This is a genomic window from Candidatus Bathyarchaeota archaeon (assembly GCA_025059045.1).
In the GTDB taxonomy this organism is placed as follows: domain Archaea; phylum Thermoproteota; class Bathyarchaeia; order Bathyarchaeales; family DTEX01; genus JANXEA01.
The window spans coordinates 162,293-184,910 of the sequence record JANXEA010000008.1 but is presented as its reverse complement, the minus strand read 5'-3'; the positions used below and the strand labels follow the sequence as shown (position 1 = coordinate 184,910).

General features: G+C 42.4%; 21 protein-coding genes and 3 tRNA genes. 16 read left to right on the top strand and 8 right to left on the bottom strand.

Going from position 1 to position 22,618, the window contains the following annotated elements:
• The first annotated feature begins 64 nt into the window (after positions 1–64).
• Positions 65–961 carry a fumarylacetoacetate hydrolase family protein gene (locus NZ952_03015; GenBank protein MCS7120157.1) on the top strand — a complete coding sequence of 299 codons (897 nt, stop codon included), beginning with the start codon at positions 65–67 and terminating at the stop codon, positions 959–961.
• A 38-nt stretch (positions 962–999) separates the two neighbouring features.
• Positions 1,000–1,129: transfer RNA gene (locus NZ952_03010), tRNA-Phe, on the top strand.
• A gap of 271 nt (positions 1,130–1,400) precedes the next feature.
• Here the strand turns inward: NZ952_03010 and NZ952_03005 are convergent.
• The 3 genes from NZ952_03005 to NZ952_02995 all read right to left on the bottom strand — a co-directional run bounded on the left by NZ952_03005 (position 1,401) and on the right by NZ952_02995 (position 2,998).
• Positions 1,401–1,607 (bottom strand): hypothetical protein, encoded by a 207-nt coding sequence (locus tag NZ952_03005; protein MCS7120156.1) that lies wholly within the window; start codon positions 1,605–1,607, stop codon positions 1,401–1,403.
• Positions 1,608–1,685: 78 nt separating this feature from the next.
• Entirely contained in the window at positions 1,686–2,060 is a 375-nt protein-coding gene (locus tag NZ952_03000) for a hypothetical protein (protein ID MCS7120155.1), read from the bottom strand.
• Between the two features lie 215 nt (positions 2,061–2,275).
• Positions 2,276–2,998, bottom strand: a complete 723-nt coding sequence (locus tag NZ952_02995) for an AAA family ATPase (protein ID MCS7120154.1) — start codon at positions 2,996–2,998, stop codon at positions 2,276–2,278.
• A gap of 357 nt (positions 2,999–3,355) precedes the next feature.
• Between NZ952_02995 and NZ952_02990 the strand changes: the two genes are divergently transcribed.
• The 9 genes from NZ952_02990 (at position 3,356) to NZ952_02950 (ending at position 11,442) form a co-directional block, all read left to right on the top strand.
• A complete protein-coding gene (locus NZ952_02990) occupies positions 3,356–3,880 on the top strand; it encodes an archaeosortase/exosortase family protein (GenBank protein ID MCS7120153.1) in 525 nt (174 codons plus the stop codon).
• Positions 3,877–5,199: a glycosyltransferase family 2 protein gene (locus NZ952_02985; GenBank protein ID MCS7120152.1), complete on the top strand. Its 1,323-nt coding sequence runs from the start codon at positions 3,877–3,879 to the stop codon at positions 5,197–5,199. The genes NZ952_02990 and NZ952_02985 overlap by 4 nt, the downstream gene beginning before the upstream one ends.
• The gene (locus NZ952_02980; GenBank protein MCS7120151.1) at positions 5,196–6,404 is read left to right on the top strand and encodes a hypothetical protein; all 1,209 of its coding nucleotides are present in this window, start codon (positions 5,196–5,198) and stop codon (positions 6,402–6,404) included. Before NZ952_02985 ends, NZ952_02980 begins: the two co-directional genes overlap by 4 nt.
• A 3-nt stretch (positions 6,405–6,407) precedes the next feature.
• Entirely contained in the window at positions 6,408–6,929 is a 522-nt protein-coding gene (locus NZ952_02975; GenBank protein MCS7120150.1) for a hypothetical protein, read from the top strand.
• 1 nt (position 6,930) lies between these two features.
• Positions 6,931–7,572, top strand: a complete 642-nt coding sequence (locus NZ952_02970; GenBank protein ID MCS7120149.1) for a hypothetical protein — start codon at positions 6,931–6,933, stop codon at positions 7,570–7,572.
• On the top strand, positions 7,565–8,299 hold the full coding sequence (locus NZ952_02965) for a glycosyltransferase family 2 protein (GenBank protein MCS7120148.1): 735 nt from the start codon (positions 7,565–7,567) through the stop codon (positions 8,297–8,299). The genes NZ952_02970 and NZ952_02965 overlap by 8 nt, the downstream gene beginning before the upstream one ends.
• A 15-nt stretch (positions 8,300–8,314) precedes the next feature.
• Positions 8,315–9,445 (top strand): glycosyltransferase family 4 protein, encoded by a 1,131-nt coding sequence (locus tag NZ952_02960; GenBank protein MCS7120147.1) that lies wholly within the window; start codon positions 8,315–8,317, stop codon positions 9,443–9,445.
• 10 nt (positions 9,446–9,455) lie between these two features.
• Positions 9,456–10,325: a glycosyltransferase gene (locus tag NZ952_02955; GenBank protein ID MCS7120146.1), complete on the top strand. Its 870-nt coding sequence runs from the start codon at positions 9,456–9,458 to the stop codon at positions 10,323–10,325.
• 73 nt (positions 10,326–10,398) lie between these two features.
• A complete protein-coding gene (locus NZ952_02950; GenBank protein MCS7120145.1) occupies positions 10,399–11,442 on the top strand; it encodes a glycosyltransferase in 1,044 nt (347 codons plus the stop codon).
• Positions 11,443–11,486: 44 nt separating this feature from the next.
• Here the strand turns inward: NZ952_02950 and NZ952_02945 are convergent, their stop codons facing one another.
• The 4 genes from NZ952_02945 to NZ952_02930 all read right to left on the bottom strand — a co-directional run bounded on the left by NZ952_02945 (position 11,487) and on the right by NZ952_02930 (position 17,115).
• Entirely contained in the window at positions 11,487–12,215 is a 729-nt protein-coding gene (locus NZ952_02945) for a class I SAM-dependent methyltransferase (GenBank protein ID MCS7120144.1), read from the bottom strand.
• Positions 12,193–13,389, bottom strand: coding sequence for a glycosyltransferase family 4 protein (locus NZ952_02940; GenBank protein ID MCS7120143.1), 1,197 nt, complete (start codon positions 13,387–13,389; stop codon positions 12,193–12,195). The genes NZ952_02945 and NZ952_02940 overlap by 23 nt, the downstream gene beginning before the upstream one ends.
• Positions 13,390–13,417: 28 nt before the next feature.
• Positions 13,418–15,952 (bottom strand): 6-pyruvoyl-tetrahydropterin synthase-related protein, encoded by a 2,535-nt coding sequence (locus NZ952_02935; protein ID MCS7120142.1) that lies wholly within the window; start codon positions 15,950–15,952, stop codon positions 13,418–13,420.
• 125 nt (positions 15,953–16,077) lie between these two features.
• Entirely contained in the window at positions 16,078–17,115 is a 1,038-nt protein-coding gene (locus NZ952_02930; GenBank protein ID MCS7120141.1) for a glycosyltransferase family 4 protein, read from the bottom strand.
• Between the two features lie 463 nt (positions 17,116–17,578).
• On the opposite strand from NZ952_02930, the gene NZ952_02925 reads away from it, so the two are divergent.
• The 4 genes from NZ952_02925 (at position 17,579) to NZ952_02910 (ending at position 20,121) form a co-directional block, all read left to right on the top strand.
• Positions 17,579–17,650, top strand: a tRNA-Cys gene (locus NZ952_02925).
• A 128-nt stretch (positions 17,651–17,778) separates the two neighbouring features.
• Positions 17,779–19,038 carry an O-phospho-L-seryl-tRNA:Cys-tRNA synthase gene (gene pscS / locus NZ952_02920; GenBank protein MCS7120140.1) on the top strand — a complete coding sequence of 420 codons (1,260 nt, stop codon included), beginning with the start codon at positions 17,779–17,781 and terminating at the stop codon, positions 19,036–19,038.
• Positions 19,039–19,076: 38 nt separating this feature from the next.
• Positions 19,077–19,988: a quinolinate synthase NadA gene (gene nadA / locus NZ952_02915; GenBank protein MCS7120139.1), complete on the top strand. Its 912-nt coding sequence runs from the start codon at positions 19,077–19,079 to the stop codon at positions 19,986–19,988.
• A 56-nt stretch (positions 19,989–20,044) separates the two neighbouring features.
• Positions 20,045–20,121, top strand: a tRNA-Gly gene (locus NZ952_02910).
• A gap of 84 nt (positions 20,122–20,205) precedes the next feature.
• On the opposite strand, the gene NZ952_02905 is transcribed toward NZ952_02910, so the two are convergent.
• Entirely contained in the window at positions 20,206–20,928 is a 723-nt protein-coding gene (locus NZ952_02905; GenBank protein ID MCS7120138.1) for a methyltransferase domain-containing protein, read from the bottom strand.
• A 216-nt stretch (positions 20,929–21,144) separates the two neighbouring features.
• Here NZ952_02905 and NZ952_02900 point away from each other — a divergent pair, with 216 nt between their 5' ends.
• Positions 21,145–22,602, top strand: coding sequence for a DUF5605 domain-containing protein (locus NZ952_02900; protein ID MCS7120137.1), 1,458 nt, complete (start codon positions 21,145–21,147; stop codon positions 22,600–22,602).
• Positions 22,603–22,618 lie beyond the last annotated feature (16 nt).

The window sequence follows — 22,618 nt, the reverse complement described above, 5'->3', positions numbered from 1 at the left end:
AAGGCTTGATAGTTCTGAATGGTTTATATTTGGCTTTCTACCAAAAAGTTTGGGTGCCTGAAACTTGAAGATCGCGCGTTTCTTGATCGACGGTGAAGAGAGTTTTGGAGTCTTGAATGGGGATTCATTACTCGATATCAAAGCGGTAGCGAGACTTTGCTCCTACGCAATACCAGGGCGTATAGAGAACCTGATGTCAGCTACTTCGAGACCTGAGGAGATACTGAAGAGTCTGGTCGAAAAATTTTCCTATCTATCAGAGAATGAAAAAGAAAGGTCAACTCTGAGGTTAAACGAAGTCGTTCTTAAGGCGCCTATCTCTTCACCGCCTAAGATCATATGCCTAGGTCTGAATTATAGAGACCATGCCGAAGAATCCGGATCCCCTGTACCTGAGGAGCCAATTATCTTCATGAAGCCCAGAACATGTATCATTGGACCAGAAGAGTATATAGTGAAGCCGAGGTTTGTTAGTAAGCTGGATTATGAGGTTGAGCTTGCGGTAATAATTGGTAAAAGAGGAAAGGACATTCCAGTCTCAGAGGCATCCAAATATATTTTTGGATACACGGTCTTTAACGACGTGTCTGCACGCGACATCCAGTTTAAGGACGGACAATGGACGAGAGGAAAAAGCTTCGACACGTTTGCCCCTATCGGCCCATTCATCGTCACATCGGATCAGATAGGCGACCCGAATAACCTACAAATGTATACACGTGTAAACGATGAGGTTAGACAATGTTCCTCCACAAAGAATATGATATTTAACGTTTATGAGGTTGTGCATCATCTTAGCAGGGTGATGACGCTAGAGCCATGCGACATCATCGCAACCGGAACGCCTGCAGGTGTTGGGGCATTCATGAAACCTTATCCGAAGTTTTTGAAGCCAGGAGACGTTGTTGAAGCAGAGATTGAGAAGATCGGAATTCTAAGGAACTATGTTACAGAGGCCTAAATTTTTATATAAAGATGGGGCAATTCTATTTTCTTGATGCCGCGGTAGCTCAGTTTGGGAGAGCACCCGACCGCATGCGACTATTTGAACAGCGGGCGAGGGTGAAGCTGAAGCCCAAATAGGTTTGAAACCGGGCTGTCGCCGGTTCAAGTCCGGCCCGCGGCACCATCTTTTGGAGACAAAGATATTTTGTCTCACCTCCATCTTCTAAAGATTTTTTAGGTTTCTTATACATGTTGGGAAGCAAAGTCTCCTTATTCTGGGCTGAGGGCGATCCTATAGGAGGTCACTAGCGCATATGACGCTGCTTTGATAGTCCAGCATCAAAGTTTTGCACATCTTCTGAATTCAAAAGTTCTTCATTGATAATCATGTCTTGCCGTTAAACTATGGAATGCTGCAGATTGACTGAGGAGAAGATATAGGTTATTTATGTGCCTCATTGATCATTTGGTTCAATGTCTGGAAACTTGTATGTCCTCTGAAGGGCCCCCCTCTGCTTTAGTTCCTTAACAATTAGGTTGCGAAGCCACTCTGAGGGTGTTAACCCCTCCAACTGTGCTTCTTCAATTACGGCTTCTTTTATCGCAGAGGTGACACGTGTACAAATGAGTTCGGATCTAAGGTCCATTTCGGTCTTAGGCATCTTGTATCACAAAATATATGCAATCTGGACATGTTTAAAAATCTGTCTTTCTCCGCTTTCCTTTAGATGTTAGCGTATTTAGAGGATCGCCGCTTTTATTATGCCGAAGACTGAGGTGTATAAGCCGATCTGTAACCCATAAACGTTCAGATATGGGTAGAGTAGAAAAGCAAGCGTGCCTCCCGTTATTGTTAGAAAAATGCCCTCAAGTGCGCTTCTTATTCTGGTGCCATTTGTGGGCCATGCAATAATTCTGCCGCAGCATTGGCAGTGGATGTGTCTGAGCGAATGTTCGGAGTCGTATCCTGAGATTATCGCGTCCTTCTTTGGGGTGAGATGGTGGCAATGACGACATTTATAGTGTTCTTCTCCGGATTGATTTTTGTTACTTAATTTGACTGCGAAGGTGGACGAGTTTATGCTTAATGATTGTGTCTGTGTGCTTGAGGGCACAGATTTTTATTTGGACAAGAAATTTTATGATAATTGTGAAGAAAAAATATACATGGCACCTGTATTTTTTAATCGTTTATGTTTAATATATTTTAAAAAGTTTATTGTTAGAATCTGTAGTATAGGTCAATCCCATGAATAACTGAAACATAAGTAAATAACATGGAATCCGTACGTATATAACACTGGTATTCTAAGGTTTGACCTTGGATCTTTTAAGTTGATCTCACCGTTTTTGCGGACCTTTTTCTCGATGGGACGTCCAGGATTGTGAAGCCTTCATTGGTAATTTCATATGGGTGTGGCAGTAGCGTATGATCTGTACCGCGCATTTTTAGTATTCTTACCCTTCTGGAGAGTTTGCCCCTCCTATTGAAGTATGTTTCCAAGTAGATTATCCCGTCTGCTAAAAACTCCAAGATTCCCTCTCCCATTGATGTTGTGCCCCAGGGCTGATCGACGATGAGGATTGATATGCAGTTTGCTTTTTTTAGAAACCTATATAGGAGATGGATCATGAGACGCGCGTCAATTAATTCCTTGAATGCCATGCCCATCGCGGTGAATGAGTCTAAAATTAGTCTCGTGGCGCCAATATTGGTCAGTGTTTCTATTATTATGTCAAGATTCTTCTGAAGACCTGTTTCTCGAGTGACTGAGAGGTCAAGTATTGCTACTTCGCCCTCTCTTTCCAACTTTTCGAAGTCCCATCCGAACCTAAGCATGTTCCTTAGGAAGGTCTCCTTTGTCTCGGCAAAGCAGACATAGACGCCTCTAGAATGGTCTTTGACTACCCCGTTATATATGAACTGTGAGGAAAATGTTGTTTTTCCCGCGCCAGGGTAGCCCACGAGAAGAACCATGCTATTGTTAGGGAAACCTCCACCTATTAAATCGTCGAATTTCGGAATCCTTGTGGGTACTCGCTGGGTGATCATGAAAAATCAAAGCCCTATTTCAATGAATTTGAACTGGGACTCTTTTATTTTTATTCTCTCTCTATATAAAAGGGTTGTCCCGGTTTTAATTTTCTAATTTGGCAAAATATTTTAATCAAGCCAATGGCACCGTGATGGTTCAAGAATACACCCCGTTAAAGAACGGTGTATTTTAACATTTTTATGTAAATATTTCAGTCCGTATACAATTGAAAACAAAAAGATAGCAAAAAGTTAACAAGTGTTACCCGATCATCTCTCGGAAACCCTGATATTCACGCTTGGAATATCAAGTTGACTACGAAAATCATTCAATAGTATGTATTTGGAATCTATATATGGAGCAAGTAGACATTCATGGACGCGTATCCTGAGAAGGAAAGGCCTGCAATGTTTCATGCGTTCCTGATGATTTGCCTAGCCTCTGTTATAGCTATTTTTCTTGCGTCAGGATATGCTTGGGATCTAATAGCCCGAACAGCAATGGTTATGCTTGATGCCTCGGGGATCAGGACGCAGTATGTAGCTTCTCAGTATCTCATGTATGTGAGACTGCTTGACGGTAGTGTTGTGGGGTTCAAGGTGTTGATAGAGTGTTCCGGGCTTATTACTCTTCTAATATTTTCCTTTATATCGGCGTTTACTATTGGATTGTTGAAGGGCAACATTAAGGTTAAGACTGCATGGTTTATTCTAAGCATGTCTATCGGCTTTATATGGAATCTAAGCAGACTCGCTGCGGTTGTCTCGATAGCATATAATTACGGTCTATCTGCCTTCTATTTTGCCCATTTTGTCTTGGGACCTATGGTGGACTTCGTCTGGGTTGTTTCGACATGGTCTCTTGGCATGTCTTGGCTTAGGAGAGAGAACATGAAATGATTCTGACGGTTATCACAATCTTTCTTTGCATGATAATGGTTGCATACATGTGCCGACACATGATCTTCACCTATTATGCATTATTCTGCAAGCCCCAGTCCTTCATGAAATCTTTTCGCAGAATTAATGGGGTCTACACTCCAAGAGTAAGCGTTCTTATACCAGCCCATAATGAGGAGATGGTGATCGGGAACCTTTTGCATCGGATGACTGAGCTAACCTACCCGAAGGATAGGCTCGAAGTAATATTGATTGACGATGGATCAACTGATGCGACTGGCCAGATAGGTGACGACTTCGCCTCGAGATTCAGTTACATTAAAGTTGTGCATCGCCCAAACGGTGGCGGCGGGAAGCCAGCGGCTCTTAACGATGGAATAAAGTTTGCCACGGGCGAGATAATTCTGACCTTCGACGCGGATTACTACCCGCAGCGCGACATAATTGAGAAACTTGTAGCCCCGTTCGTTGATCCTGAAGTTGGCGCGGTTCAGGGAAGGGTTACAGTTATGAATGAGGACGATTCGATCGTCTCAAAGATCGTCACTTTAGAGAGGATAGGCGGCTATAGGATAGACCAGCAGGCTAGAGATGAGCTTGTTCTTGTTCCTCAATACGGCGGAACCGTTGGAGGATTCAGAAGGGATGCGTTAGAAAAGGTTGGAGGATGGGACAGTGATATGCTAACCGAGGATACCGACCTAACTATTAGGCTTGCCCTGAAAGGTTACCAGATCAGATATGTAAATGATGCCGAGGCTTACGAGGAGGCTGTAACATCATGGAGGGCTTACTGGAATCAGAGATATAGATGGGCTAAGGGACACATGCAATGCGCCCTGAAGCATTTGGGGAAAGTGGTTAGGGCTCCTCACCTCAGCTTATACGAGAAGGCTGATCTTACTCTCCTCTTATGCATCTATTTTATGCCTATTCTCGTTCTTGTAGGATGGATTGTGGGGGCTTCATGCTATATTCTTCGTGAATCAATGCTTCTTTCATGGGAGAGTCTGAAGCAGTATATCTTCGTCCTATCAATCTTCACCTATAGCACTGTCGGCAACTTCGCCCCGTTCTTTGAGGTAGGCTCAGGGGTCTATCTTGACAGGAGGAGACGCATGTTTTGGCTACTTCCAGCGCTTACCTTCGCCTTCTTACTGATGGCGTTCTGCTGCTCCAAGGCGCTGATCGATCTGATCCTCACGCGAGGGGGCAACCATAGATGGAACCATACTCGACACGTCGGCAATAATAACAGAAACGGGAGGAATGCGAAGGACACTTCACATCTGCGTGTAAATGGTGGGCTGATGATATGAATCTGTTGTCGCTCTTACCCCTCATTATTTTGGGGGTTCTCTTCTCACCCGTAATCTTTGAGTATTTTAGGAGGAAGGATAGGGGTCCAAGAAGAGTTCCTGAACAGACTACATATGAAGAGAAGCCAGATGTCGAAGTTCCGCCGCTTGAGAAGGCTAGAGAAGAGGCAAGAGTGAAGGTTCCAAGTGAAGTGTTGAGGGTTACCGGTGACATAAGCATACCCGACGGCACAGTCATCAATAATCCCTTGGTTGTTCAGGGAAGCTTGAAAGTAGGCAGGAACTGCCACATTTACGGAAGTATCAAGGCTTTCGGCGGCGTCGAATTGGGGGAGTCAACGATAGTTGAGGGTCACGTTCTTTCTGAAGGAGTTGTAGTTGTCGGGCGAAATTGTGTGATCAATGGCGTCGTCGACTCGCTTAGGGATATAATACTCGAAGAGAACGCGACTGTCGAGGCCGTCTCGACAGAGAGAACCGTCAAGATCGGGCCTAACGCAAGGATAACTAGGAGAGTGCTCTCAGGCTCTCAGATCATAACATCTCCTTATAAGCCATCTGCCGAGACTGTGGAGAAGCCAAGGGAGACCGACCTTAAAGTTCCAGTCCAAGAGAGGCCAGCTGAGCGGATAGACGTGGCTAAGGAGGTCCTCTCCTATCTTGAAGAACGGATTAAAGAGCTTGATGCTATAAGATCCGGCTTCTATAGGGGGTATAAGCTAGAAGGATTGTCTATCCAAGAAGCAAAGGTCCTCTCAGCAATTATAAAGTGTAAGACAATTGAAGAGGTTTGTCTCCGTCTCCTAATGGAGCCTGTTGAGGTCAGAGAAATAATCGACAGGCTGATCAAGAAGGGCTTCTTAGACGAGAATCTTAATCCCAAGAGTCCATCGGCGATAGGGCAGTCTGATATGAAAGATTCGCATCAAGAGAAGAAGCCTACGGAAAAGGTCGAGACTGGAGGAGAAAAGAAGCCTCTAACCGACAAGCAAGAAGCAATCATGGATGAATGGAAGAGGCTTTCTCAATCACTTCGGAAAGGCGGAACAGGAGTTGATGCAGCCGAGGCTAAAGAATCAGCGGAGCCTAAGAATGAGGGAGACGGGAGAAAAGACGAGGAGAAGATGGAAAGAAGTAGTGTGGAGGCTTCGAGGCGTAAGGTCTTCACAGCTGAGGAAGCAATCAAGGAGCTTATGGAGTTGTAGAGTATGGCTGACTGGCGTGCTGTGTATGAAAACTGGGATTTGATTCCAGAGGAGGACAGGAAGCTTATCGAGAAGTTGATGAGGGAGAAGCCAAAGGAGAAACTGGCCGAACTCTTCAGGAGGGAGCCATATGCCAAGATGGTGTACGAGAAGGTCGTTGGAGTCTGGGGACCTCCTGCTGCATCGTTCCTGAGGGGCGATGCTGGAACCTCGTCCTTCAAGGCTCAAGGCAAAGCGGTTGGGAAAGATGGGGATCTCAAGATGACGGCCACCGAAGGAAAAACTGATGCTCATATCGGAATTTCGCTAATAGATCTGCTTCCAATTTTATCCCTTTCAGTCCTTCTCATCTCAGAGATAGCCTACTACAACCCGGCCTTCACCGCCTTTCTAGATGCTTTACTACCATTTAATCTCAAGGCTTGGCTTTTCCTGCTTGCTTTGGCCTTAGCGCTTGGCTTTGTAAGTATAGCCTACCTCATCAAGGTATTAGGCAAGGCAAAGATTCATGGAGGAAGCACATAGGTTGGATAGGCTCCTTACATGTAGACTTATTCTTTTTGCAATTTTGATGTCCATTCTTCTTCTTGCCCCAAATGTAAGTGCGGCTCATGCCTTTATTGAACCAATATTGATTGGGACGGACCCGAGGAGGGATGCTAATCCAGCATCCGTAGATATCTTATATGTCTACTTGACGAACAATGGGACGCACTTCCGGTTCATAGTCAACTGCTCAACGACCCCTCAGCCATCACTCATTCGTTTATATCGTGTTTACTTAGATACTAGGGACGGTGGGGACCAGCTTTATGGAGGTGCTGACTTTTATCTTCAGGCTGGAGGAAATAATCCCGGCCTATATGAGTGGGTCTCAGGTACGTGGATTTATAGGGCTTCAATTGAGATAACTATTGTCGGATACTCAATCCGTCTTACCACGTCCCTCTCCGGTATAGGGTACCCTGAGAAAGTTAAGAGTACCATAGGCGTTATCGTGGTAACGTTCAGCCCTAATTTGCGCGATAGGGCTCCAAACTTTGGAAGTTATTCAGTTACCCATGAAGTTATACCTGAACTGCCATGGCCTACTCCGCTTCTTTTCATCCCTGCTGTAACCGCAACAGTATACCTCATATATAAATGGAGGTTCAGAAGGGATGAGTAGCGCCCAAGAGAAGCCTATCATTTCGGTGATTATGCCGGCCTATAATGAGGAGGAGCGGCTTGAGGAATGCTTTGAGAGGGTTTATGAGGCCCTAAAACGGTATGGTAAGCCATTCGAGATAATCTTGGAGGAGGATGGAAGCAGCGACATGACGCCTCAGATCATAGACAAGCTTGCTAAAAGCCATAGCAATGTTAAGGCATTACACTTCCCGAGGAGGATGGGGAAGGGCTTCGGCGTGAGGAGATGCTTCGAGGAGGCGAGAGGGGAATTTATAGTGCTCATCGACTCTGATCTCGAGTATCCTCCAGAGAAGATCCCAGATATGCTTGATGCGATAGATGGGAATGATATTATAGTAGGTTCAAGAAAGATTTGGATAAACAGGAATAATGGCAACATAAAGCTTATTAGAGCATATTTAAGCCGCATCTACGGCTTCTTCATCAAACATATGTTTGGCGTCAGATTTGAAGATCTCCAGACAGGCTTCAAGGCCTTCAGACGGAATGTAATCGAAGCAATTCAACCCTTAACCTCCAATGGCTTCGAGATAGACAGCGAGATACTCATAAAGGCCGCAAGAAGAGGCTTCAGAATAGGCTACATCCCTGTAACCTATAACTACAAAGGAAACTCAAAGGTAAGCATATACAGAGATCCAGTTAAAATGTTCTTCTCACTCCTAAAATGGAAACTGAACGGAAAGGTATTAGCATTGCACTAAGGTGAGATTATTAGATTGAGAATTATACATGTAGCTCCTGGCATAACGGAATCAGGTATTGGGGTTCATGTTAGGGAATTAACCGAGGCATTATCCAGGAGAGGTATTGAGACGAGGATATATACTGTCGGGAGTATTGAAACAGGTAAGCTTTTTATTCCCTCTGATCCTAAAGGAAGGATAACACTGGGAAACCTGGAAATTTTAGAATTTTTTGGGATTAATCCCCCGACATTTGGCGGCATTCTTCCAGAAATATCTAACCCTTTTCCACATCCAATCTTTGTCAAGAGGTTGTCAGAAGAAGAAGGCATTATTCACATTCATGGTAATGAATATTTCATCACAATTGTGGCTGCACTACTGTCCAATATAGGAAGGAAACCATATGTCCTTTCAGTCCATAATGTAGGAAAAGCCTTTACAGATTATTCTTCCATCCGATTCTTAAGGAAGGTTTTGAACTTAAGCCTTTTTAAATATGCGATTAAACATGCGGATGCTGTAATTGCACCGACGGATGAAGCTGCTAATTATGTAAGAAAATTTCAACCTAGAAGGGTTGAAAAAATTAGGTTGGCGATTGATTTTAGGAGATTTTCAGGTCTTAGAGAGCGTAATGGTGGATACGTCCTTTACTTGGGAAGACTTGATCCTGTCAAAGAAGTTGATCTGCTCATCGATGCAGCTCCGCTAGTACTTGAAAGAACCGACATTAACTTTGTTATAGCAGGAGATGGTATTGAAAGAGCAAGGCTGGAATCCCTGGCAGTAGAGAGAGGAGTGGAAGATAAGATTCGTTTCCTGGGGAAGGTTAGATATGCTAATGTTCCGAAGGTTCTGTCCGGCGCCGCGGTCTTTTATGCGGGAAGAGGCAGCGGTTACACGCTGTTGGAGTCAGCGGCGGCTAGAAGACCCATCGTATGTATTGAGGATGAGTGGAGCATTTATACTATCGGCGGAAAAAGCAACGCTCTTTTCGTTCCAAAAGATAGGAGACGCCTAGCTGAGGCAATACTCTCGATACTTGAAAGTCCTGAATTAGCACACTCTCTCATTGAAGGGGCCTACAGTTTTGTCTTGAAGAATGCATCTTGGGATTGCGTAATCGAGGATTACATAAGACTCTATAAAAGTTTGGAATAGTTGATTTTTAATGTCTCAAGCCTCTATAATCCTCTGCATATATAATGAACCCCTGAACTTGATCAGTGAGTGCATTGAAAGTCTCTTGAACCAGGAAAATATTAGTTATGAAATTGTAATCGTGGACAGCTCGTCCTCGCCCTATTTTAAGAAATTTAGTCTCCCAAGCAAGGTACAATACATCTATGCGCCGTTAGAAGGGTTATCAGCAGCAAGGAATCGAGGAGTAAGAAGGGCAAAAAATGACATTATAGCATTTATAGATGCAGATTGTATTGCAGATAAGCAATGGCTCTATCAATTATGTTTTCCTTTTGAAATAGATGAAAAAATCGCTATCTGCGGCGGAAAGGTTATTCCAATATGGCCGAGAAAACCGCCTTTCTTCTCGAAGTCGAATTATGCAAAATTTGCTATATCAACTCTTTCTCTTGGAGAAACTCCTAGGACCATTGGTGAAAATGAAATGATAGTTGGAGCCAATTTCGCCGTAAAGAGACGTATAATTGGAAGTTCTGACCCATTCTATACCAAGTTAGGTAGGAGGGATTCAAAATTATTGAGCGGTGAGGAAACAATGTTATGCCAGAATGTCAGGAGAAGGGGGTATAAAATTTTCTATACGCCTAAGGCAATTGTATACCACAAAATCAGCCCTCAAAAGTTGACATTTAAGTGGATGGCTGAGAGGGTTTTCTGGGGAGGTGTAACACGTTCAGTTGTAGGTAGAAAATTATTAATGTCGGGAAAAGAAATCGGAGGGAAGGGAATGACAATATACGATATCTTATATGTGGCGTTATTCTCTATACCCTACATGCTAGGCTATTCTTATGGGAGGATGAAAGATTTATTTGATGTAAGAAAGAATGATGTGTGAAAGCAATTACTTTTCATTGTGGAAGGAGATTTTGGGTTCTAATTTCCTATATTAAAGGATTTGAGGCATCATAATGAATATAGCTATAATATCGCCTGGTTATGCGGTAGGTGGAACCTATACAACTGCACGGGATCTTTTTGAAGGTCTCAGATCAGAGGGGTTTAATGCAAAAATATTGAAATTAGAGGCAAAGAATGTTTTCAAATTATATGAGGAATGGAGGGTTCTTCCCAATCTTAGAAAATGTGATGTAGTAATATTTACTGGATCAAATTTTTGGTGGAACCCGTTATTCATAAGATCGAAAAAGGCATTATTTATTCATGGCTTTGTAACGGATGAATTTCTGCAATCAGTTATGCAGTTCAGTCTAAGCGGAATGGCGGGGCGGTTACCACTTATAGCATACTGGAAGGCTTTAAAGTTCTCAAGAATATGGGATTTCTTCATTTTCCGATCTGAGACTTCTTGGGAAAGAAATGGGCGACCAAAAGACTACGTGATTCTGCCCCAATTTATTCTACCAGATGACATAAAATTATATTCGCATTTACAAGCCTCAAATGCATCGAGCGATCTAATTAGGATAACGACTTATACTTCCTTCGTAAACTCACCTCGTCTGCTGAGCATGGAAATGCTAGTAATGCTAGCTGGAAAAATTGGAAATCTTTCCGAAAGAAGGATTGAATTTTGCATAGTTAGCCCTATCCGATATAGATATTCCCCTCTAGAGAACCTTGAATCAAAAAATTTAGACATAAGAATATTACCAACAATGCCTAGAAGAGAATTCCTTAAACTTCTCTCATCCTCGGACCTGTTTATAGAAAGGTGTACCGATGAAGAGATCGGAATATCCTCTATTGAAGCGGGACTAATCGGGACACCCGTCGCTAAGATAACCCATACTAAATATTTTAGTAGGCAAGACTATTCCGATAAGGAGATCATTCTAGCAAAGTCTCCGAGTGAATTATGCATGAAGATCTCAAAATACATTATAAACATAAATGCATTGAAGAAACAGTATGCCAATCGGATGAGAGAATTTCTAGTAACTAAGCGGAGCTGGGACGCGGTCAAATCTGCACTACTCGAAAAGCTTAACTGAATCAACCGATTCTTACTTCATTTACTATGCGAAATATTTTTGGTTTAGAATGTTGGGACGGATAACTTACCACATTTTATGCATGAAATTAGAATTGTTCTACTTAGGAGATATTTAGGAATAACTGCCTGAAAGACACGTTCTAATTCTATAATGATTCTGAGAAAGGTTTTGTCCCTTATCCTTTTATACAATGGGAATGGAAGAATAGTCTCCGGCCTTATCTTCATTATGACAAAACCGCAGCCTATAAGTGTGGACACAACTTCCCAAGGTCTAAAAGTTGAATATAGCTCTCTTAAGGAGCTTATGAACTGGACGGATAGAATGTTAGGGAATGTCAGAATTAATTTTCCTTTCGGTTTTAGTACTCGTGAAATTTCTTTTATTGTTTTCCTCCATTCTGGAATATATTTGAGTACACGAATACAAACAACACAATCAAAAATCTCGGATGGAAATGGAAGGTGCTTAGCGTCAGCTATTACGAAGAAACTATTCTGAATTTTTCTCCTTTTAGCCATGGTTAACATCCCGCGTGATATGTCAACTCCATAAACAAAGGCGCACCGGCGGATTATTATCTCAATATTTCTCCCTGTTCCCGTTCCAACATCCAAAACAGTTTTGATGTATGATGGTATCTCTGAAGAGATGAAGCTTCTCTCAATCCAACCTAAATAGCGTAGGCCGATGGTCTCTTTAAACGTTTTTTGTTCATAAATCGATGCATTGTTATCAAATGTCGCTCTAACAATTTTTTCTTTTTTCAACGTTTTTGTTAGTCACCTCTCTGTATATGTTTTCGATTTTTTCTACTACAACTTCCCAATCGAGCGACTTGACTTTTGTTTGGGCGTTGAATCCACATATTTTTGCGAGCGAATCGTCTAGAAGAAATTTTAGTATGGCCGAGGCAAGATCGTCCCTTCGCCCGGCCTTAACTACTAAACCATCCACCTCATTTTTGAAACTAAAGCTTGAGCAAGCAACATCAGTGGCGACAATGGGCTTGCCAGATGCCATAGCCTCTAATAGAACAAATGGTATTCTGAGGGAGTCCTTGAATCTATAAGGGACAACAACAACATCTGAAAGCCAAAAGTAATGCTCAGGATTGTAAACCCATCGCGCTACAATTTTTACCCTATCTGTAAGATTATATTTTCTGATAATTTTTTGAATGTACCCCAAATAAGATGTGGGAGTAACTACTAGTAACAGTTTTGCTTTTGGGGTCTCTTTTTTGATTATGTGGAATGAAGCAATTAAATCGTCCAATCCCCTGCTTGGTGAACAATGCCCAAGGTACAAAACTATCTTGTCGTTTTTGCAGAAACCCATATGAGCTTTTAAACTTTCTGCATATTTGAGGTTGTATTGAGCGAATTTATAATAATCAACCCCATGCGGAACTATTGTGGTCTTCTTTGTGAGAAGTTTTGAATCAACCCTTTTGTCATCTCCAAGAAGTATTATTTTTTCAATTTTTCTCAGATGAATGCTAACAAGATATGAAGGAATTGCAGAATTAAGCAGGGAATGCAGTGTGCTTAGAGAGCTCCAGCACAGGTCTTGCGTTGTTAGATTGAACATGTCATTAATTGTCAAAGGATTGTCATAAATGCCTACGATAGCAGTTCCACTAAAATCGTGGAAGAAATGAGAAAACAATATTGCTCCTGATAAGCTTCCATAAAAGTGGCATAAATCCAAGTTTAAATTTCTGACAATATTTTGGGCATCGGAGAAGAAACCAAATGATGATTTTGAAGCCAATCCATATACTTTGACCCCCAATCTTTCGTATGATGGTACATATGTGTCAGTTATTATTGTTACTTCATGCCCTCTTTTTTTTAGTCTCGAGTTTATCTCCCAAACTGAACGATTACGCGCATCTAATCTGTCCGGATGAAAACCAGAAGTCAAGACTCCAATCTTCATACAACGACTTTCCATTAATTAAATTGAATTATAGTTTTTGTTCACCTAATTGTCGACTCAGACTCGAACCAATATGTCTTGTCTTCGTCCATCCTTTTGGGATTTTCCACTTTGAGGCTAAGAGCGATGCCGGTATCATCAGTAGCCCAATAACGGTGGCTGTTTCTCCAATTTGTTCAAGAAGCGATTTTCCATAAATTAGTTCTATAGTGTAATCGCCGCTTTTCATGGGAAAGATTAACATTGTTCCCGGTCCGGCCTTAATTATTTTGCAACCCACACCATTCATGCTTGCAGTCCATCTGGGATCATAACTTATCTTCACCCAGATACCAGTCTCATTTGTCGCATCTTTTACGTTGACCGTCACCCGTTCGTTTTCGAGAGTAAAAGTAAATTTTGCCCGTTCATTTTTGGGAGATGAGGATACGTATCTAAGTATTTGTGATAACATTTTTGAGGCTTCGATATTGCCTTGCAACATAGCCAGGTATGGGAGGTTCAATCCAGACCATACGACTTTTCCACGACTATAATTCCATCCGACGATAATTGGGCGGTCTTCGTCTCTTAGAATTATGTCTGAGCCTTGCCTTAACTCTTGAGCATAGACAATATGGGCGTCTAATCCAGATTTAGAGAAGGAGGCCAGGTTGATGCCGCTTACAATTTTATTGTTACTGGCTGCTGTTAGATTAAAAGTCGCCTTGATGGTGGATGTTTTGCCGACCGGAAATAATGGTGGGATATCGCCCGGCTCAAGAGATTCTAGTATTATGCCGCCTCCTGAATCAAGGAAATCCTGAAGCATAGATGTGAAAGTTTGTATATTTCTGTAGTTGAGGTCTGATAGATAAATGATGTTGAAGTGACGTAGAATTGCCGAGTCAAAGTCCTCGAGAAACTTCCCCCCGTAAACTAGGAGAACGTCAAGTGATTCTGTCTGAGATATGGCTAAAAAGAAATATTCTGTATAGTATTCTTCTTCTCCAATATATAGTATAAGTAGTTTGCCCTCTGTGGACTCAACGAGAGAGGAATTGATGTTTACGATTTCGTAGATCCCATGGTTAAGCTGCCTGAGATATGGAGTATCAAATGGTTTTCCCCAGAAGTACTTGACGTTAAAGTTTTTTGCGAAGAATGGTAGGCGCTCAGCTGTCTTGTTTATGAACATGAAGTACCAGAACTTGTATGAGAACTCATTATTCGACATTCCGCCGTAAGTTTGCCAAATGTCTGAAAAAACGTTTATCCAATTGTAAGTTGATGTTGCAAGCCTCTCTCCTTTTTTCATTTTTGCAGATAATAAATCGACTAAAGAGCCTCCTGTAGCATTTTTTATCATACTAAATTGCGACACCTCACCAATAGGTTGAACAACAATACAAGTGAGCAGCAAAACCAGTGCGACGAATACTCCGTATCTTGACCTAAATGATTTTTCATAAAAATCCTTGCAAGCCTCAATGAAAAGGCCGCAAAGCAACGCCATTGACTGAGCAAGATATGGACCAAATCTTATTGGGAGACCGATAGGTATCCTCAAATATGGAGAAATCCCTCCAACTACACATATTATAAACCATATAAAGGGTAGCGTCTTGATTTCGCGAATCCTTTGTTTTCTCATAATCCTTATAATTGGGACAGAAAACGACGCCAATGACAAGATCGTGTGTCCTAAACCAGAGTAGTAAATTGAAGGGGTAAACAGGCGTAGAAGATTTAATCCCCCGGTCTCAGGTCCTACACCAATTACCCCCCATCTTGCCTGCGTCTCAAGATAGATCATTAGGTCAGGTAGAAAGGGCAAGTACCACCAAGAAGATATGGCGAGGGCTTCTAGAAGACTTAGAAAGAGCACCTTTGGGAGGCGCATGGTATACCTCGGCGGCTCCATCGGCCCTCTAGATATGTAGAGAAGTTCAGGGTTGATGACTATGAGGAAGAGTCCAGTAAAAATCAATAAGACACCTAATATGAAAGTGTTCATAAGGTGCGACAGAAGCACAGGCGTATAAAGTAAACCGGCTAGAAAAATATCTTGGGCAGTGTTCTTTCTGACCGCTCTCAAGAATCCATATAATGCTAGAGGCGTAAACATAACGGCAGTAATATTTGGAACAGAACCTAACCCAATCCAATCATAGAGGCTATATGAAGCCATGAACAGAACTCCGGAAGAAAAAGAGCCAAATCTCCCAATACTAATCTCCCTTCCTAGTATGTACGTGGAGAATGAGCCAACAAATAATATAAAGATGAGATGAAATTTGCAAGCGTCAAAAAGGTTTATTTTAAATGCCCAAGATGTGAAGGCGATCATAATATGGCTTAATGGAGGATAGGTGTGCATGAAGGGCGATCCAAGACCCATTCTTGGATCCCATCTAGGAAGATTAGGCAGATTATCCGCAATGAGTTTTATGTTAGAGAGATGCGTCGGCCAATCTGATCCTCCTGGTATGACGCCTTCATCATACATGTAGAAGATGATGGTTGTTGACAACGCGAATAGAAGTATGCATGCAAAGATATCATATGCGACCTGTCTACCCAATTCGGACACTCCAATCTTTAAATTCGCGAAAACCTAATATCCTTCTCTATAAGATAAGGTCTTCGTTATTCTCAACTCTTCAAGGCAGATTCTTCGATCTCACTTAACTTGACCCACATAATTATCTAACGTAATGTTGTTAAACTGTTTATCACTTTCCGATATTTGGATGATGTAACATCCCAAGAGAATTTCTCTGCATGCTTTCTGGCACTCGAACCCATCCTACTACGCAAATCTTCATCAATCCATAACAACCTTATGTAACTAACTAGTTCCTTCATATTATTGTACAGGAAGCCTGTCTCCCCATGCCTAACCACCTCAGGTATCGCTGAACAATTCCTTGCGATAACAGGCTTCCCGCATGCCTGAGCCTCCAGCAGATTAAGACCAAAAGCTTCATGAAATGAGCCTGAAACTAGGAATGAACACCGTTGATAAAATTTTATCAGATCATCATCTGATATAACCCCTAAAAACTCTACGTCGGCGCCAATCTTTTCCGCCAATATTTTAGAGTCCTTAGGGCACCCTCCTGTAACCTTTAATGGGACTCTAGCCAACCTTGACGCGATTATTGCGAACTCTAAACCCTTGTGTTTACCGCCAACCCCAGAGAACAAAATGAATCCCTCATCCTCCCATGTAGGATGAAACAGCTCCAGATCGCAGCCATTATATATAGTTAGAGCTCTCCCTCCATATCTCCTAGCCTCTTCGGTAACAAACCTTGAAACGCCTACTATACAGTCCATTTTGGGAAAAGTGATGCTCGCTATAACCCTATATATTTGCATCCGAAAATCACGAATCGTTCTAATACCATGAAATGTGTATAAGATTGGAATGCCCATTTTTCTAATCCTAAGCGCTGATAATGTTGAAGGCACCGAGTGAATCCATATGAGGTCATACTTTGAGAGCTTCGTAGAATTGAGAAGATGTTTTATAGTCAAGGAAACCAGTAAGGAATCATAGCTTTGAAAAATAGGCTTTCTGTAAAGAAAAACACCGATATCTTTAGAGATAGGAAGATCGCACATAAACGTATAAACATCTATCTTGTGCTCTTTGCAGAGGCGCTTCGAGATTTCATAAATTACTCTTCCCACACCAGAACCCTTAATGATGAGTGGATAAACAATAGCAACCTTAGCCATTAAAATCCACCTTGCAATATACTGTTCTACCTTGAAACATTATGGCTTGCACACACTGTAAAACTGTTTGTATTAGAATCTGAAATTATAATTTTCTTATTTTAATATTTAATAGGCATTCATTCTCTTGATGAGACTTGATGGCATTGGTCCCTAGAATTACCCATTTTAGCCTTTAGTATAGCCGCCCATATGTGCTCAACTGTCCCGCCCCTCCATTCTGCTGGTCAGAGATTCTTTAAAAAAGTCAAAGGATAATTTAGTAATATTTAAAAGAGTCATTTTCTACCCTAGATATTCGTCGTGGGATGCATGGTGGCGATGATGAGGGATAACCTTTGTCTACTGGTATGAACTTAATCTCTTAATGACTACTTACAAGCATCAACCTGAAAAAGTCGATTTAATTTTTCATATAACCCTGATAAATTGTTGTTGTCAGCATTATCATCTGGATAATTAGGCCGGGATGGCCGAGTGGCATAGGCAAGCGGCTGCAGACCGCTGCACGAGGGTTCAAATCCCTCTCCCGGCTTCAACAAATCTTCAAAGTTGCTTGCAAAGGGAAGCCATGTCTCATGCTTTGGTTAACCGTCTGCCCGATCACAGAAAGATTAATGATTGTGGAAGAGTTGTTTCATGAAATAAAATTTGGTGGTCTGTTTGGCTAAAGCTCAGAGGTTAGAGAGATATTCTAGGCTGGAAAATCCGTACAAAACAGCAATCATTGTGAATCCCATCATGAGGGGTGGCATCGTACCTGAAGCCGTACAAGAGAGACTCATTGAAGAAGGATGGATGAAGGTAGGCTACTCCATCTGCTTCGACTGTCTGCATGGAAGGTCAAGCTTGGTTTCGAAGCCTCCAGTCGACGAGTTCCTAAAGGATGTAGCAGAGTTCTATGGTGGATCATATGCAGAGCATACTTTTGGCTGCAGGTCGGCCCAATATGCCGTCATGAGGACTATACGCGAGTATGCTAACAGTTCTGGAGAGTACGCGAGTGTAGTTGTGGCGGACCCATTCTGCCATTACACAACGCTCATCGCCGCGGAGCTTGCGGGCCTAAATATAGTCGAAGCCCCCCAAACGGGTCAACCCGAATACCGCGTGGATCCAGATGGCTTCAGATCTAAGATCGAGGAGGTTAAGAAGAGGTTTGGGAAGAAACCTGCACTTCTCTTGGTCACGCATGCTGAGCCATACTATGGGAACCTGAATCCGGTCGAAGAGGTTGGCAAAATATCTGAAGAGTATGGCATACCATATATGGTTAACGCCGCCTACACGGGAGGCGTCATGCCAGTTAACATGAAAAGCATTGGAGCCGACTTCTTAACAATCTCAGCGCACAAGTCAATGGCGTCTCTCGGCCCACTCGGCTTCCTAATCTTTAGTGAAGAATGGGTTGAAAGTGTCTTAAGAGGATCCGAAATCATCGCTGAAGGAAGCGGCAGAAGCTTTAGAGGAAAGTTTCCCAATTTCTTCGGCTGCAGCATTGGCGGTGTTCCCCTCATCTCGGCAATGTACTCATTTCCATATGTTGTGGAGAGGGTTAATAGGTGGGATAGTGAGCTAGAGAAGGTGAACTGGTTTGTAAGAGAAATGGAGAAAATTGGAGGCATATTTCTAGAAGGGGAGAGACCGCATAGGCATCATCTTATGCATTTCGAGGTCCCGATCATCTGGGAGATCTCAAAATACCACAAGAGGCGAGGTTTCTTCCTGGCCGAAGAGATGATGAAGAGAGGGATAGTTGGTCTTCAAAGGGGGATAAGTAGATACATGAAAATATCTTTATATGGGCTGCAATGGGGCGAAGTTGAAAAAGTGAGAGATGCATTACAAGAGATAGTAGAAAAATACATAAAAGAATTCGGAATTGAAACTGGCAAGATTTCAGAAAAATCAGCAGAGAGATGAAGATATTATGGAGTCGTACAGAAAAGTGGGGGATTAACATGGATCAGCAGGTGATGATTGAGAAGATAGAGAAGATGAAGAAGGAAAAAAGAGCGGTGATACTTGCCCACAATTACCAGAGGCCCGAAGTGCAAGACATCGCTGACTTCGTAGGGGATAGCCTAGAACTCTCATTATATGCGACAAAAACGGATGCTAAGATCATCGTGTTTGCAGGGGTCAGTTTCATGGCGGAGACAGCAGCTATCCTGAATCCGGACAAGACAGTCCTTCTTCCAGATAGGAACGCTCTATGCCCAATGGCCTCCATGCTCCCTGCAGAGTTAATCAAATTATATAGGGAAAAATACCCGAAGGCAAAAGTTGTCCTCTACATAAACACGTTAGCAGAAGCGAAAGCCCAGAGTGATGCTATCTGCACATCCGCAAACTCCGCCGAGATCATAAATAGGTTAGATTCTGACACCATCCTCTTCGGACCAGACTGGAACCTAACACACTATACAAAAAAGTCAGCCAAAAAGGATATTGTGCCTATACCCGCCTACGGTTTCTGCCCCGTCCACATACTCTTTAACAAAGAGGGAATCCAGAAGCTTAAAAAGATCTACCCACAAGCCGAAGTCATGGCCCACCCAGAATGCACACCAGAAGTATGCGCCGCAGCCGACTTCGTAGGCAGCACCTCAAAAATGTGCAGAGAAGCCAAAATGAGCCACGCCAAAGAATTCATAGTAGCAACCGAGATCGGATTACTGCATAGGTTACGGAAGGAAAGAAGCGACGCAGTATACATACCAGCATACGAAGATGCGGTCTGCGTGAACATGAAACTCATAACACTAGAGAAGATCTACAGATCACTAAAGGAAGAGAGGCACAAGATTAAACTGCCGCCAAAAATCGCTGAACAGGCAAGAAGGGCCATCGACATTATGCTAGAGAAATAGGCTGAAGGCCTAGAGCAAAAACATTTTAATAGATTAACACCTAACGATCTCTAGTTGCGGCCGTAGTCTAGTTTGGCTAGGACGCCAGCCTGCCACGCTGGCGACCCGGGTTCAAATCCCGGCGGCCGCACCATATTTTGGACAAAAAATTCTAAATTAGGTCTTCTATCCACCTAAAGGAAAAGTTGTCTACAAATAACATTACTTCTCTCCTTACTTATCTCTTTTTGCAGAGAATGATCACATGACCAGCAATCGACGGAAATCTCGATAGAAGATTATCTAAAATCAAAGGGAACCTTCCCAATTTCTCCCTTATTTTTGGAATATGCTCCGACGGTCCGCCAGCTATGGCTAATACTTCGAAACCCTTCCTCTCTAATAGATGTCTCAATGCGCGCAGAGTAAAAGCTCTGATATGCCCATTCGCACCATCTAACTCTATGATCGTACCCACATGATAATGAAAGCTTACTTCACATTGATATGGCTGAAATCCCAGGAGTAGACTGATTCTGCTGTGCCATGCGGCAAGATTTGGAACACTAATTAAGAAGAAGCCATTACGCTTCAATACTCGCCATATCTCAGATAATGCATGATCAGTATCGTAAAGATGCTCGAGAACCTCAGTTGCTGTTACTAGATCGAAGAACTCGTTCTCAAATGGAAATGTGTCTTTATTTATATCACATAGGAAGGTTTTAATGCCTCTTCCTCTAGCAGCTTCGACAAACGAGGGGTCAATATCGATACCGTAAACCTCATATGCTCTGCAGAAGCGCGCATACAACAATGTGATTTCACCATTATTACATCCGACATCCAACAACCTACCGACGGAAAGTTTGGAAAGAAACTTTTCCTTATGCTTAAGACCGATCTCTGCTTCTCTAGATAATTTGGGCACAACTATTACATTTTTATTACTCGTAGACAAACTCTGCACCAGACCAATAAGGATCTAACTGATTTTACATCAGATATTAGGGTAGATTTAATATTCATTATGGCATATTTGTATGCGATGGGAATCTAATGATTCCAAAACATTATCCTTGGTAGACATTTGGAGTCAGGTTGCTGAATAGACGAAAGGCTAAATAGGGATGTAAATATCACCTTATCTCAAATAGGGTGCGTTGGAGGTTCAGGTTTGGAGGTTCCTAAGGTTGAGCAATGGGGAATTTTCGAAGTATCCTATAAGGGACCTGAGAAGGGAAATCCCTTCCTAGATGTAGAGATAATGGCGGAATTTACCCAAAAAGACAGGCGACTACTCATTAGAGGTTTCTATGATGGAGAAGGTACCTATAAGATCAGGTTCATGCCAGATAATTTGGGCCCATGGAAATATGTGATAAAAAGTAATATTCCGGAATTAGATGGGAAGTCAGGGCTTCTCGAATGTGTTGATCCATCACCTGAAAATCATGGACCAGTTAAAGTTAGGGATGCTTACCATTTTGAGTATGCTGATGGACAACCCTTCCTGCCAGTTGGAACAACTTGCTACGCATGGATTCATCAAGGAGAAGATCTCGAAAGAAAGACGATTGAGACATTAAAAAAATCGCCATTCAACAAGCTTCGAATGTGCGTCTTTCCAAAGCATTACGTCTTCAACAGTAATGAGCCAATATACTATCCTTTTGAAGGAAATATTTCAGATGGATGGGATTACACCAGATTCAACCCAAAATTTTTCCAACACCTTGAACAAAGAGTAATGGATCTTCTTAATCTAAGTATCCAAGCAGACATTATCCTGTTCCACCCCTACGACCGATGGGGATACAGCAAGATGGGAAGTGAGACCAATGAACGTTACCTGAAATACATAGTCGCCCGATTATCCGCATTCCGCAACGTCTGGTGGTCCCTAGCCAACGAATATGATCTTATGCAATCCATGACGATGGATGAATGGGACAGATACTTCAAGATAATAGTTGAGAATGATCCCTATGGCCATCTAAGATCGATCCACAACTGCAGAACATTATATGATTACAGTAAACCATGGGTCACACATGTGAGTGTTCAGTATCAGGATCTTGACTTAGCATCTAAAATAAAGGAGTGGAGGAAAGAGTTTGGAAAACCAATCATCGTGGACGAATGTGGATATGAAGGAGACATTCATCGTGACTGGGGAAATCTTCCGCCTGAAGAGGTTGTTCGAAGGTTTTGGGTTGGATACGCAAGCGTAGCCTATGTAACGCATGGAGAGACGTATTGGAACCGTGAAGAGATATTATGGTGGTCAAAAGGAGGAACGCTTCATGGTGAAAGCCCGAGGAGAATAGAATTCCTACGCAAAATAATGGAATCCATCCCATATTACGCATTAAAACCGATAGATTTCAAGACTGGTAGAGCAGTAGGTTGTTACACAGAGGATAACCGCTATTTCCTCATATATTTCGGCATTAACCGTCCAAGATTTAGGATTCTAGATTTTCTGCCAGAAGGATCACAATATAATGTGGATATAATTGACACATGGAACATGACTATTGAACAGCTAGGAGAGAGATTCGTGAAAGGTAGTAAAGTCGACCTACCTGGCAAGTCATACATGGCGTTGAGAATAAGACGTATCGAGCAGTAACGATCCATTAAACGGC

Bases quoted from the DNA above. Each gene is read 5' to 3' on its own strand.
- NZ952_03005 (MCS7120156.1), bottom strand. From the start codon at position 1,607: ATGCCTAAGACCGAAATGGACCTTAGATCCGAACTCATTTGTACACGT.
- NZ952_02995 (MCS7120154.1), bottom strand. From the start codon at position 2,998: ATGATCACCCAGCGAGTACCCACAAGGATTCCGAAATTCGACGATTTA.
- NZ952_02990 (MCS7120153.1), top strand. From the start codon at position 3,356: ATGGACGCGTATCCTGAGAAGGAAAGGCCTGCAATGTTTCATGCGTTC.
- NZ952_02985 (MCS7120152.1), top strand. From the start codon at position 3,877: ATGATTCTGACGGTTATCACAATCTTTCTTTGCATGATAATGGTTGCA.
- NZ952_02980 (MCS7120151.1), top strand. From the start codon at position 5,196: ATGAATCTGTTGTCGCTCTTACCCCTCATTATTTTGGGGGTTCTCTTC.
- NZ952_02975 (MCS7120150.1), top strand. From the start codon at position 6,408: ATGGCTGACTGGCGTGCTGTGTATGAAAACTGGGATTTGATTCCAGAG.
- NZ952_02965 (MCS7120148.1), top strand. From the start codon at position 7,565: ATGAGTAGCGCCCAAGAGAAGCCTATCATTTCGGTGATTATGCCGGCC.
- NZ952_02955 (MCS7120146.1), top strand. From the start codon at position 9,456: ATGTCTCAAGCCTCTATAATCCTCTGCATATATAATGAACCCCTGAAC.
- NZ952_02950 (MCS7120145.1), top strand. From the start codon at position 10,399: ATGAATATAGCTATAATATCGCCTGGTTATGCGGTAGGTGGAACCTAT.
- NZ952_02940 (MCS7120143.1), bottom strand. From the start codon at position 13,389: ATGAAGATTGGAGTCTTGACTTCTGGTTTTCATCCGGACAGATTAGAT.
- NZ952_02930 (MCS7120141.1), bottom strand. From the start codon at position 17,115: ATGGCTAAGGTTGCTATTGTTTATCCACTCATCATTAAGGGTTCTGGT.
- nadA (MCS7120139.1), top strand. From the start codon at position 19,077: ATGGATCAGCAGGTGATGATTGAGAAGATAGAGAAGATGAAGAAGGAA.